This window comes from Ruegeria sp. N8 (assembly GCF_056531325.1).
On sequence record NZ_JBQFLQ010000004.1, the window covers coordinates 227384 to 239477 of the forward strand.

At 58.3% G+C, this 12094-nt stretch carries 10 protein-coding genes; 6 read left to right on the forward strand and 4 right to left on the reverse strand.

What is annotated here, in order from left to right:
• Positions 1–9: 9 nt before the first annotated feature.
• Positions 10–573 carry a nucleotide exchange factor GrpE gene (locus ACR0C5_RS10935; RefSeq protein ID WP_170771360.1) on the forward strand — a complete coding sequence of 188 codons (564 nt, stop codon included), beginning with the start codon at positions 10–12 and terminating at the stop codon, positions 571–573.
• Positions 574–631: 58 nt separating this feature from the next.
• On the opposite strand, the gene mutS is transcribed toward ACR0C5_RS10935, so the two are convergent.
• The gene (gene mutS / locus ACR0C5_RS10940) at positions 632–3247 is read right to left on the reverse strand and encodes a DNA mismatch repair protein MutS (RefSeq protein ID WP_480876607.1); all 2616 of its coding nucleotides are present in this window, start codon (positions 3245–3247) and stop codon (positions 632–634) included.
• Positions 3248–3408: 161 nt separating this feature from the next.
• Here mutS and ACR0C5_RS10945 point away from each other — a divergent pair, with 161 nt between their 5' ends.
• Together ACR0C5_RS10945 and ACR0C5_RS10950 are read left to right on the forward strand one after the other, a co-directional pair.
• Positions 3409–5673: an NADP-dependent malic enzyme gene (locus tag ACR0C5_RS10945; protein ID WP_480876460.1), complete on the forward strand. Its 2265-nt coding sequence runs from the start codon at positions 3409–3411 to the stop codon at positions 5671–5673.
• Positions 5670–6539, forward strand: coding sequence for a ribokinase (locus tag ACR0C5_RS10950; RefSeq protein ID WP_480876462.1), 870 nt, complete (start codon positions 5670–5672; stop codon positions 6537–6539). Before ACR0C5_RS10945 ends, ACR0C5_RS10950 begins: the two co-directional genes overlap by 4 nt.
• Here the strand turns inward: ACR0C5_RS10950 and msrA are convergent.
• The 3 genes from msrA to ACR0C5_RS10965 form a co-directional block, all read right to left on the reverse strand.
• Positions 6536–7207, reverse strand: a complete 672-nt coding sequence (msrA, locus tag ACR0C5_RS10955) for a peptide-methionine (S)-S-oxide reductase MsrA (protein WP_170786168.1) — start codon at positions 7205–7207, stop codon at positions 6536–6538. The two genes, ACR0C5_RS10950 and msrA, sit on opposite strands and share 4 nt — an antisense overlap.
• A gap of 89 nt (positions 7208–7296) precedes the next feature.
• The gene (locus tag ACR0C5_RS10960; RefSeq protein ID WP_480876464.1) at positions 7297–7578 is read right to left on the reverse strand and encodes an SCP2 sterol-binding domain-containing protein; all 282 of its coding nucleotides are present in this window, start codon (positions 7576–7578) and stop codon (positions 7297–7299) included.
• Between the two features lie 144 nt (positions 7579–7722).
• Positions 7723–8949 (reverse strand): argininosuccinate synthase, encoded by a 1227-nt coding sequence (locus ACR0C5_RS10965; protein WP_170786164.1) that lies wholly within the window; start codon positions 8947–8949, stop codon positions 7723–7725.
• A 205-nt stretch (positions 8950–9154) separates the two neighbouring features.
• Here ACR0C5_RS10965 and ACR0C5_RS10970 point away from each other — a divergent pair, with 205 nt between their 5' ends.
• From ACR0C5_RS10970 to ACR0C5_RS10980, 3 genes are all read left to right on the forward strand, one after another.
• The gene (locus ACR0C5_RS10970) at positions 9155–9847 is read left to right on the forward strand and encodes a hypothetical protein (RefSeq protein ID WP_480876467.1); all 693 of its coding nucleotides are present in this window, start codon (positions 9155–9157) and stop codon (positions 9845–9847) included.
• Positions 9848–9906: 59 nt separating this feature from the next.
• Positions 9907–11133: a threonine ammonia-lyase IlvA gene (gene ilvA, locus ACR0C5_RS10975; RefSeq protein WP_170790212.1), complete on the forward strand. Its 1227-nt coding sequence runs from the start codon at positions 9907–9909 to the stop codon at positions 11131–11133.
• 81 nt (positions 11134–11214) lie between these two features.
• The gene (locus tag ACR0C5_RS10980; RefSeq protein WP_480876469.1) at positions 11215–12093 is read left to right on the forward strand and encodes a glycosyltransferase family 2 protein; all 879 of its coding nucleotides are present in this window, start codon (positions 11215–11217) and stop codon (positions 12091–12093) included.
• Position 12094: the final 1 nt, after the last annotated feature.

Below are 12094 nucleotides of genomic sequence, written 5' to 3' on the forward strand. Positions count from 1 at the left end.
GGGTAAGAGATGGCAGAGCCCAAAAACGAAGATTTTCTGGACGATATCGCAATGGCCGAAGCGGAAGAGCTGGCCGAGGACCTTGTTGAGATTAGCGAAGAAGAGCTTGAGATCGACGCGTTGCGCGCCGAGCGAGATGCGTTCAAGGACAAGTTCATGCGCGCCCTGGCGGATGCAGAGAACGCGCGGAAACGTGGCGATAAGGCCCGTCGCGATGCGGAACAGTATGGTGGGTCAAAGCTGGCCCGTGACATGCTGCCGGTTTACGATAACATGAAACGCGCGCTTGAGGCTGCGACCGATGAGCAGAAAGAAGTGGCTGCTGGTTTGATAGAAGGCGTGGAACTGACCATGCGCGCACTGAAGGACGTATTCCAAAAACATGGGATTGTGGTGATCACGCCGGAAGTTGGGGATCGGTTTGATCCAAACATGCATGAGGCGATGTTCGAAGCCCCGGTGCCTGGCACCAAGGCGGGCGACATCATTCAGGTCTCGGCTGAAGGATTCATGCTGCATGACCGTTTGCTGCGTCCGGCGCAGGTTGGAGTGTCGTCGACACCTGCGAGCTGATTGGCCTCTGCGAGGCCAAGCCTCCGGCGGAGGTATTTTTGAACAGAAGAAGGGGCGGTCAGTTTTTGGCCGCCTCTTTTAGTTTGTAGATCAGGTCGAGTGCTTCGCGTGGAGTGAGTTCGTCCGGCAGGATATCTTGCAGCATGTCTGAGACCGGCGAGGGTTTCGGCGTGTGTGGTGGAGGTGGTGGCGCAGCTGAGAAAAGTGGTAGGTCGTCAATCAGCGCTTTTTGCTTGCCGCCTTCGCGTTCGGTTTTTTCCAGTTGTTCAAGGACGGTTCGGGCGCGATCGACGACAGATGCTGGGAGGCCCGCCAGCTGTGCGACCTGCACGCCATAGGAGCGGTCGGCGGCGCCTTTGTGGACCTCATGCAGGAAGATCACCTCGCCCTCCCATTCCTTGACAGCGACGGTGGCGTTGTCGACGCCTTCGAGTTTTCCGGCCAGTGCTGTGAGTTCGTGGTAGTGGGTGGCAAACAGCGCGCGGCATTGGTTGGCGGCGTGCAAGTGCTCCAGCGTGGCCCAGGCGATCGAGAGGCCGTCATAAGTGGCGGTGCCGCGGCCAATTTCATCCAGAATGACCAGCGCGCGGTCGTCGGCTTGATTGAGGATGGCGGCGGTTTCGACCATTTCGACCATGAAGGTCGAGCGGCCGCGGGCCAGATCGTCGGAGGCTCCGACCCGGCTGAACAGTTGGCTGACCACGCCGAGATGGGTCTGTTCTGCTGGGACATAGCTGCCCATTTGGGCTAGCAGGGCGATCAGCGCGTTTTGGCGCAAGAAGGTTGACTTACCGGCCATGTTGGGACCGGTCAGCAGCCAGATCGCGGCCCCCTGATCGGCGCTCAGATCGCAGTCATTGGCGATGAAAGCATCACCCGATTGCTGGCGCAGCGCGTGTTCCACGACCGGATGGCGACCGCCTTGCACGTTGAACGCGCGCGAGCTGTCGACCTGTGGGCGGCACCAGTTTTCACCCCGCGCTAGATCGGCGAGCGCGGTGGTCAGGTCCAGTTCCGCCAGCCCTCGCGCAGCTTGGTTGAGACGGGCGGCGAGGGTCAGAATATCGCAAGAAAGCCTTTGATAGAGCCGTTTTTCAATCTCAAGCGCCATGTTTCCGGCGTTTAGGATGCGGGTTTCGATCTCGGACAGTTCGACCGTAGTGAACCGTACTTGGTTCGCGGTGGTCTGGCGGTGGATATAGGTCTCAGAGAACGGCGGGTTCAGCATTTTTTCGGCATGTGTGGCCGTTGTTTCGATAAAATAGCCCAGCACGTTGTTGTGCTTGATTTTCAGCGACGTGATGCCGGTATGTTCCGCGTATTTCTGCTGGAATCCAGCGATGACGGATCGACCTTCATCGCGCAGGGTGCGCGCTTCGTCCAGTTCTGCGTCGAAACCGGGGGCGATGAAGCCTCCGTCGCGGGCCAGAAGGGGTGGCTCGGCCACCAATGCTTCGTCCAGAAGGTTTAGTAGATCGTCGAACCCTACAAGGTTTTGCAATGCGGTCGAGAGCAGAACGGGCAGATCCTGCGCCTCACAGATTTCAGCAATCGCGGCCGCCTGCGTCAGGCCGTTGCGGATTGCGGCCAGATCGCGTGGCCCGCCGCGTTCAAGTGACAGGCGCGACAGGGCGCGGTCCAGATCGGGGGTTTTGCGCAGCGCCTCGCGCAGATCTGACGCGATCAGGCTGTCCTCGGTCGCGAAAGCCACCGCATCGAGTCGCGCATGGATCACGTCCAGATTGCGGGACGGGCTGGACAGGCGCTGCTCCAGCAGTCGCGCGCCGCCCGGCGTCACTGTGCGGTCAACCACAGAAAGCAGTGATCCGGCGCGCCCACCTGACAGGGATCGTGTGAGTTCCAGATTGCGGCGCGTGGCGGCGTCGATCTGCACCACGCGGTCCTCGGATTCCTTGAGCGGTGTTTGCAGCAAGGGCAATTTGCCCTTTTGGGTGATCTCAAGATAATCGATCAGCGCACCCATGGCGGACACTTCGGCCCGGCCAAAACTACCGAATGCATCCAAGGCACCTACGTGAAACAGCCCACATATGCGTTTTTCCGCAGCTGTACTGTCGAAACTGGCGCGCCCGATGGGGGTAAGCGAAATGCCCAGATCACGGACCGTCTCGTTCAACGCCTGTTCCATCCCGTCGCCCACGATCAACTCGGACGGGGCCAACCGCGCCAGCTCAGGGCTGAGCCGAACGGATGTCAAAGGCATTACGTGAAACGCCCCGGTGGAAATGTCGGCCCAGGCTAAAGCGGCCTCATCCCGGACCTCGGCGTAAGCGGCCAGAAAGTTGTGGCGGCGGGCCTCAAGCAGGGCGTCCTCGGTCAGTGTGCCGGGCGTCACGAGACGCACAACATCGCGCCGAACGACCGATTTAGAGCCTCTTTTCTTTGCCTCAGCCGGGCTTTCCATCTGTTCGCATACGGCCACGCGAAAGCCTTTGCGGATCAGCGTCAGCAGATAGCCCTCGGCGGCATGAACCGGCACGCCGCACATCGGGATGTCTGCCCCGTGGTGCTTGCCGCGTTTGGTCAGGGCAATGTCCAGCGCCTCGGCGGCGTTCACCGCATCCTCGAAAAACATCTCATAGAAATCGCCCATGCGGTAGAACAGCAGGGCGTCTGAATGGGCCTCTTTGATCTCAAGATATTGCGCCATCATCGGCGTGACTGTGGACAAAAGCGGCCCCCTCTTGGCGTCTTCCGGTCGCGACCTTACAAATCCCCCAACCGTGACGAAAGGTGAAAACGTATTGTCGTTGAGGCGCAGCCCTGCCTGCGCTATGACGCATAAGCCCCGAAGTCATGGAAACGACCTAAAAGATGCCCAAAACGAAGATCACCGAAGCAGAGGCACTGGCCTTTCACCTGGACCCCACCCCCGGCAAGTGGGAGGTGCAGGCCACCGTTCCCATGACCACGCAGCGCGACCTGTCGCTGGCCTACAGTCCCGGTGTCGCGGTGCCTTGTGAGGCCATCGCTGCCGCGCCCGAGACGGCGTATGACTATACCAACAAGGGCAATCTGGTGGCTGTGATCTCGAACGGGACGGCAGTTCTGGGCCTTGGGAACCTTGGTGCACTGGGCGGTAAGCCGGTGATGGAAGGCAAGGCCGTTCTGTTCAAACGCTTCGCCGATGTGAACTCGATCGATATCGAGCTGGATACCGAGGACCCGGATGAATTCTGCCGTGCGGTGAAACTCATGGGGCCGACCTTCGGCGGCGTCAACCTTGAAGACATCAAGGCGCCCGAGTGTTTCATCATCGAACAGCGCCTGAAGGAAGAGATGGATATTCCAGTCTTCCACGATGACCAGCACGGGACCGCGGTGATCTGTGCAGCGGGTCTGCTGAATGCGCTGCATATCTCGGGCAAGAAGATTGAGGACGTGCAGATCGTTCTGAACGGGGCAGGTGCGGCGGGGATCGCCTGTATTGAGCTGCTCAAATCCATGGGCGCTCGGCATGAGAACTGCATCGTTTGCGACACCAAGGGCGTGATCTATCAAGGCCGGACCGAGGGGATGAACCAGTGGAAATCGGCCCATGCGATCACCACGGACCTGCGCACGCTGGAAGAGGCGATGAAAGGCGCAGATGTCTTCTTGGGCGTTTCGGTCAAAGGCGCGGTGACGCAGGATATGGTTGCCTCGATGGCCGACAACCCTGTCATCTTCGCTATGGCAAACCCCGACCCCGAGATCACCCCGGAAGAAGCGCATGAGGTCCGCGTCGATGCCATCGTCGCCACAGGACGCAGCGATTACCCCAATCAGGTGAACAACGTGTTGGGCTTTCCCTACCTGTTCCGCGGTGCGCTGGATATCCACGCCCGTGCTATCAATGACGAGATGAAGATTGCCTGTGCCCACGCGCTGGCCAATCTGGCGCGCGAAGATGTACCGGATGAGGTGGCAATGGCCTATGGTAAGTCGCTGACATTCGGGCGCGATTACATCATACCGACGCCGTTCGACCCGCGTCTGATCCACCGCATTCCGCCTGCCGTTGCCAAGGCCGGGATGGATACCGGCGCAGCGCGGCGTCCGATCATCGACATGGACGCCTATGAGCTGAGCCTAAAATCCCGCATGGACCCGACCGCCAGTATCCTACGTGGTCTGAACGCCCGTGCCCGCGCCGCGCAAAGCCGGATGATCTTTGCCGAGGGCGACGACCCTCGCGTGCTGCGCGCCGCAGTGACATATCAGCGGTCGGGCTTTGGCAAGGCACTGGTTGTGGGGCGCCCCGATGACGTGAAGCAAAAGCTGGAAGAGGCCGGTCTGGGCGATGCCGTGCGCGAGTTGGAGGTGGTGAATGCTGCCAATACCAACCATCTCGAGACCTACTCGAATTTTCTTTATCAGCGTCTGCAACGCAAAGGGTTCGACCGCAAGGATATTCACCGTTTGGCCGCGCGCGACCGGCATGTGTTTTCTTCGCTGATGCTGGCCCATGGCCATGGCGATGGTCTGGTCACGGGGGCGACGCGCAAGTCGGCGCATGTGCTGGACCGGATCAACCATGTGTTTGACGCCGACGCCGCGCACGGAGCAGCGGGTGTGACGGCGCTTTTGCACAAGGGGCGGATTGTTCTGATCGGCGATACGCTGGTCCATGAATGGCCGGATGAGAATGATCTGGCCAATATTGCCGAACGCTCTGCCGCCGTTGCGCGCCATATGGGGCTTGAACCACGCGTGGCGTTCGTCAGTTTCTCGACCTTTGGCTATCCGGTTTCGGAACGCGCTGAAAAGATGCACCGTGCGCCCGCTGTTCTGGATCAGCGCGGTGTTGATTTCGAATACGAAGGCGAGATGACCGTGGATGTGGCCCTGAATGTGGATCAACAGGCGGGCTATCCGTTCCAGCGTTTGACCGGCCCGGCCAATATCCTGATCGTGCCCGCGCGGCACTCGGCTTCGATCTCGACCAAGCTGATGCAGGAGATGGGCGGCGCGACCGTGATTGGCCCGATCCTGTCTGGGATCGACAAGCCGATTCAGATCTGTTCAACCGTCTCGACGGCGAATGATATCCTGAACATGGCCATTCTGGCCTCGTGTGATATTTCGGGCAAACCATGACGGTCTGGAACCTGGGCTCGATCAATGCGGACATGATCTATAATGTGCCGCACCTTCCCGGACCGGGGGAAACGCTGTCGGCCAATCGGCTGGACCGGTTTCTGGGCGGCAAGGGCGCAAACATGTCCGTGGCTTCGGCCCGAGCAGGGGCGCGGATTGCGCATATAGGTGCCATCGGTTTCGACGGGCGCTGGGCACGGGATCGGCTGACGGAATATGGGGTTGATACCCGTCATATCGCGCAGGTCGATGCGCCAACGGGCCATGCGATCATCGCTGTGGATGCCGAGGGTGAGAACAATATCATCCTGTTCCAGGGCTCAAACCACGCGATCTCTCAGGATCAGCTGGGGCAGGCGCTGTCATCGGCGTCACAGGGCGACTTGCTGGTGATGCAGAACGAAACCAACATGCAGGTTGAGGCTGCAAAGATGGGCCGCGAGATGGGGCTGACGGTCTGTTACGCCGCTGCCCCCTTTCAGGCCAAAGCTGTTCAGGCCGTGCTACCCTATCTGGATTTCCTGATCCTAAACGCGGTTGAGGCTGATCAACTGCGTGCGGCGACCGGGCAGTCGGTCACGGATCTGAATATCGAGCATGTGATTGTCACGCTGGGGGCCGACGGCGCGCGATATTATCATCGCGGCGTGGTCTCGGATTTCGCAGCCCACAAGGTGCAGGCGGTGGATACGACTGGCGCCGGGGATACGTTTACCGGCTATGTTCTGGCTGGGATGGATCGCGGAATGCCGATGGCGCAGGCGATCACCCAAGCAAATCGTGCCGCGGCCCTGATGGTCACGCGGCACGGTACGGCGGATGTAATACCGGACCTCAAAGAGGTCCGGGAGGCGCGGTTCGATTAAGACCCGGCAAAGGGTGCGTCGCCGCCCCAAAGCTGTTTGACGCGGGCATCGCGGCCGCAGGCTTTGCGGTAAGCTTTATAGGCGTTCTTCTGACGCTTTGGGCCGAACCGGGTAAAAACCAGCTTGTCGCCCTTGTAGTAGTCCTGATGGTATTCTTCTGCCGGATAAAACGCGCCTTCTTGCAAGATCGGCGTCACGACTGTCTGGCCCAAGGCGCGTTGGGCGTCGGCTTTGGCAGCTTCAGCCTTGGCTTTTTCGCCTGCGTTAGAGACGAAAATCGCGGTGCGATAGCTGTCACCACGGTCACAAAACTGACCGCCGGCATCCGTGGGGTCAACCGAGCGGAAGAACATGTTCAGAAGGGTTTCTCGGGAAACGCGAGCCGGATCGAACGTGATCTGCACGGCCTCGTAATGTCCCGAGCCACCTTTGGATACCTGATCATAAGTGGGGTTGGCCACCTGACCGCCAGTGAAACCCGAAACCGCTCCGATCACGCCGGGGACGGATTCGAAATCGGATTCGACGCACCAGAAACACCCTCCGGCAACGGTTAGGGTTTCGGTCCCGGCGGCGGGCGCTGGGGCTGCACGCAGCAAAGCTGCGATCGTAATCAAAGCAAAAAGAAGCGTCGGTTTGACGTAGTCGAGATAAGCGATGCGGGTCATGGCAGGTCTCCTTCTGAGATCAAGGCTGCCCTCTCTTTTCGTCTCATGCAATCCGCTGACATGGTTTGTAACGCGGTGGTGAGACGAGTTTATCCCAGCAACTGCCCCAGTTTCATCGCCACGCCCATATTTCCCGAAATCTTGAGCTTGCCCAACGCGACGCCTGTCATCGGGTTCAGCTTGCCAGTCAGCAGCTTGGTCAGATTGCCCCTGGAAATGCGGATCGTACAGTCGGTATCCTGATCCTGCGTCGTGGCTTGATTATCGGCCAGAACGATGACACCGTCCTCTCCGCAATCGAACTTCAGCGAGCCGTCAAAATTCTTGCCGGTCAGACCTTTTTGAATGCCGTCCGCGATCTCTTGCAACATGGTGTTCCTCCTCGGTTGACCTTTGCGTAAAGGTAAAGCGCGACGTCAGGCAAGGGTGACCCAACGGGAACTGACGTGGCAGTGATGGCACAAGAAAACCCGGCGCCGTTTCGGGCGCCGGGTTCCATCAAAGATCGGTTTTGATTACTTCGACAGACGCTTTTCACGCGCGGCCAGCAGCTTCAGGCGCAGCGCGTTCAACTGGATGAAGCCCGCCGCGTCGGTTTGGTCATAGGCACCGGCATCTTCCTCAAAGGTCACATGCGCTTCGGAATACAGCGAGTGATCCGACCAGCGGCCTACGGTCGAGGCCAGACCTTTGTACAGTTTCACGCGGACGGTGCCGGTGACATGTTCCTGGCTCTTGTCGATGGCGGCCTGCAGCATCTCACGCTCGGGTGAGTACCAGAAGCCGTTATAGATCAGCTCGGCATATTGCGGCATCAGCTGGTCTTTCAGGTGCATCGCGCCGCGGTCCATGGTGATGGATTCGATACCACGGTGCGCTTCCAGCAGGATTGTGCCGCCTGGCGTTTCGTAGATGCCGCGCGATTTCATACCAACGAACCGGCCTTCGACCAGATCCAGACGGCCAATGCCGTGCTTGCCTCCATATTCGTTCAGCTTGGTCAGGATGGTAGCCGGGCTCATCGCCTCGCCATTGATGCTGACCGCGTCGCCTTTTTCAAAGCCGATTTCGATGAACTCGGGCTCGTTCGGGGCGTCTTCGGGATGGACTGTGCGCTGATAGACATAGTCGGGTGCCATATCGGCGGGGTCTTCCAGAACCTTGCCCTCGGACGAGGTGTGCAGCAGGTTCGCATCGACCGAGAACGGGGCCTCGCCGCGTTTGTCCTTGGCGATCGGAATTTGATGCGCTTCGGCCCATTCGATCAGACGGGTCCGGCTGGTCAGATCCCATTCACGCCAAGGTGCGATCACCTTGATTTCTGGGTTCAGAGCGTAAGCAGCCAATTCGAACCGCACCTGATCGTTGCCCTTGCCGGTCGCGCCATGCGCCACGGCGTCGGCCCCGGTTTCGGCAGCGATCTCAACCAGACGCTTCGAGATCAGAGGCCGCGCGATCGACGTGCCCAGCAGGTACAGACCCTCATACTGGGCATTGGCGCGGAACATGGGGAAGACGAAATCACGGACGAACTCTTCGCGAATATCCTCAATAAAGATGTTCTCGGGGCTGATCCCCAGCATCTCGGCCTTTTGGCGAGCTGGTTCCAACTCTTCACCCTGACCCAGATCGGCGGTGAAGGTGACAACCTCACAACCATATTCGGTCTGCAACCATTTCAGAATGATCGAGGTATCAAGGCCACCGGAATAGGCCAGAACAACTTTCTTGGGCGCGGACATCTGACTTCCCTTTATGCGTAGAACGACTGGCCCCTAACGGGTTTTGCCGCGCGGGGCAAGTTATCTGCGTTGACGGGCTGCCTGATTTCGGGTGAAACATTCGCACATAAAACACGAATTGGTTGAAGGGACAGATTTTACGATGTTGGGTTGGCAGATTTTTATGCACTCGGTGCGAATGGTTTTTGGAAATCTCAAACAGGTTTTGCAGATCACACTTGGTCCGGCCATCGTGGCGACAGCGCTTTTGATCGGCTTGTTTTTTGTGCTGGATGTCCCATTGGATCAATTGGATGCCGACTCGACTGAACCTTCTGGCTCGGTTGTTCTGTTTTTCCTTTGCTTGGCGGTTATTTTCATCGTGACGATGTTCTGGATCGCTGTGTCGTGGCACCGGTTCATACTGCTTGAGGAATACCCTCGGGGTCTTTTCCCGACCTTCCGGTTCGACAGAATCCTTGCCTATCTGGGACGGTTGATTTTGATTGGCCTGCTTGTTGCGCTCGTTGCGGTTTCCTTTGTGCCCCTTAGTTTTCTTGCAACGGCTACCGGAGGGCGCGTGTTGGCCCTGATCGTTATGGTGGGCTTTTCAATCTTCGTGTTCATCGCATTTTATCGCTTGTCGATCATTCTTCCTGCGGCGGCCATTGGGCGGCCTTTGACGCTTGGCCAAGCGTGGGCTGGCACTGTTGGGTCCAGTGGGGCGATCATTGTGTTGGTGATCGTGGGAGCAATTTTTCATATGCTTATTCAGTTTGTAATATCGGCACTGGCTTTCGTTCCGATTTTGGGTGCCTTGCTGGCGCTGTTTTTCGGAACACTGGTGTTGCCGATGGTTAATGTCAGCATCCTGACCACAATGTTCGGCGTGTTTGTGGAGAAACGCGAGCTGCGGTGAAGCTGCGTACACATATGTATTCCTTGCTCTTTTAGTCAGGATCGGCCACTGAACGGGTCATGAGTGATTTCATGACCCGCGCCCGCGCTGCCGAACAGGCGATGCGCTCAGTCTTTCCGGCGACGCCGTTGCAGCGGAATGCCCATCTGTCTGACCGTTACGGTGCAGATATCTGGCTGAAGCGTGAAGACCTCAGCCCGGTGCGGTCGTACAAAATCCGGGGCGCGTTCAATGCGATGCGCAAGCAGCAAGGACAGGACCTGTTCGTCTGTGCCAGCGCGGGCAATCACGCGCAGGGCGTGGCCTTCATGTGCAAACATCTGAACGTGCGCGGTGTGATCTTCATGCCAGTGACGACTCCGCAGCAGAAAATCCAGAAAACCCGAATCTTTGGTGGCGACAATATCGAGATCCACCTGACCGGCGACTATTTCGACGATACTCTGTCCTCGGCACAAGCGTGGTGTGCGCAGGAGGGTGGACATTTCCTGTCGCCCTTCGACGATGAGGACGTGATCGAAGGGCAGGCCTCTCTGGCGGTTGAGATCGAAGAACAGCTGGGCCAAATACCAGATCACGTGATCCTGCCGGTGGGCGGGGGCGGGATGTCCTCGGGCGTGGCAACGTGGTTCGGGGACCGCACCCATTGCCTGTTTGTCGAACCCAAGGGTGGGGCTTGCCTGCACGCAGCTATGGCGGCCGGGCATCCGGTTGCATTGGATCACGTAGACAATTTTGTTGATGGAGCGGCCGTCGGAAAAATCGGCGCGAAACCGTTCGAGCTGTTGAAATCGCGCCACTTGTCTGACGTGCATGTCTTGTCCGAGGACCGTATCTGTACCACCATGATCGAAATGCTGAATGTCGAAGGCATCGTGCTGGAACCCGCAGGTGCATTGGCGATCGAGGCGCTGGGCGACATTCAAAGCTTTATCCGAGACAAAACCGTCGTATGCGTGACCTCGGGTGGCAACTTCGATTTCGAGCGATTGCCGGAAGTGAAAGAGAGAGCGCAGCGTTATTCGGGGGTCAAGAAATACTTCATCCTGCGCCTGCCGCAACGTCCGGGTGCGCTGAAAGAGTTTCTCAATATCCTCGGCCCTGAGGATGACATCGCCCGGTTCGAATATATGAAGAAATCGGCCCGCAATTTCGGCTCGGTCCTGATAGGGATTGAAACGCGCAAACCCGAGAATTTCGCCCGCTTGTTTGCGCATCTGGACGAGGCTGGGTTCACCTATACCGATATTACCGAAGACGAAACGCTGGCGCAGTTCGTGATCTGATTGCAAGCGCGCCGACCGCCTTGTTTGCCTTCTGGTTTTCGCCTAGGCACGTTCAGGTGAACAGGACCGGAAAGTGCACAGATGAAGCCGCTTGCAGCAGTGACCATGGTATGGCGCGACTATTGGTACCTTGAGAAATGGGTCGCCTACTACACAACTCAGCTTGGCCCCGAAAACGTGTATATCCTGTCGCACGGCGCTGATCCCGAGATTGACCGGATCGGGCAGCGCTGCAACGTCATCGCCATTTTGCGCGATGGGCTGCATCAAAGCTTTGACTACGCCCGCTGGCGCATGTTGTCGGATTTTTCGGCCATGCTGACGCAGTTCTATCATCGGGTGATCGTGTCGGATTGTGACGAATTGCTGGTAACGGCGGATGGGTCTGCACTGTTGGACTACAAATTCGACTTCCAGGAAAACGCGGCCGGAGCGGTTGGATTCAATCTGGTGGCTACGCAGGGTAGTGATCAGGAAACGCTTTTTTCGAGCGACAAGTTTTGTCTATTGGAGGTTCCACATTCCAAACCGTCTGTCGTCCAACGGCGGGTTTCTTTTGGGACTGGCGGGCATGGTGTGATGAATGACAGCTTCGACCTGCTGCCCGGTTTGTTCAATTTGCATTTTCACTATGGAAACTTGCAGGAAGTACAGCGCCGCGAAGATGAGCGAGTGCCGTTGGTCGACGACGCGACAGCAGACGGCGTCTCAATTCCAGTGACGCCCGGTCAATCTGTTGGTATTGTCGGTTGGCGGCGGCGAATGTACCGGCACACACGTCTGGCCCGCGATGTGAAGCGATCCCCAGAATTTCCCATGGAAGAGTGTGTGGAGATGTGTCGGAGAGATGCGCTTCGAACATTGAAGACACTGGATGACGGTTATTTCACCCACGATCGGCGGGAGGACGTCACCTTTAGAAAATTCCGCTTCCCAGGAGAATTTGCGATAAGGCTGTAGC

Excerpts from the sequence above, each read along its gene's own strand:
- ACR0C5_RS10935 (WP_170771360.1), top strand. The coding sequence starts at position 10 with ATGGCAGAGCCCAAAAACGAAGATTTTCTGGACGATATCGCAATGGCC.
- mutS (WP_480876607.1), bottom strand. The coding sequence starts at position 3,247 with ATGATGGCGCAATATCTTGAGATCAAAGAGGCCCATTCAGACGCCCTG.
- ACR0C5_RS10945 (WP_480876460.1), top strand. The coding sequence starts at position 3,409 with ATGCCCAAAACGAAGATCACCGAAGCAGAGGCACTGGCCTTTCACCTG.
- ACR0C5_RS10950 (WP_480876462.1), top strand. The coding sequence starts at position 5,670 with ATGACGGTCTGGAACCTGGGCTCGATCAATGCGGACATGATCTATAAT.
- msrA (WP_170786168.1), bottom strand. The coding sequence starts at position 7,207 with ATGACCCGCATCGCTTATCTCGACTACGTCAAACCGACGCTTCTTTTT.
- ACR0C5_RS10960 (WP_480876464.1), bottom strand. The coding sequence starts at position 7,578 with ATGTTGCAAGAGATCGCGGACGGCATTCAAAAAGGTCTGACCGGCAAG.
- ACR0C5_RS10965 (WP_170786164.1), bottom strand. The coding sequence starts at position 8,949 with ATGTCCGCGCCCAAGAAAGTTGTTCTGGCCTATTCCGGTGGCCTTGAT.
- ilvA (WP_170790212.1), top strand. The coding sequence starts at position 9,907 with ATGAGTGATTTCATGACCCGCGCCCGCGCTGCCGAACAGGCGATGCGC.
- ACR0C5_RS10980 (WP_480876469.1), top strand. The coding sequence starts at position 11,215 with ATGAAGCCGCTTGCAGCAGTGACCATGGTATGGCGCGACTATTGGTAC.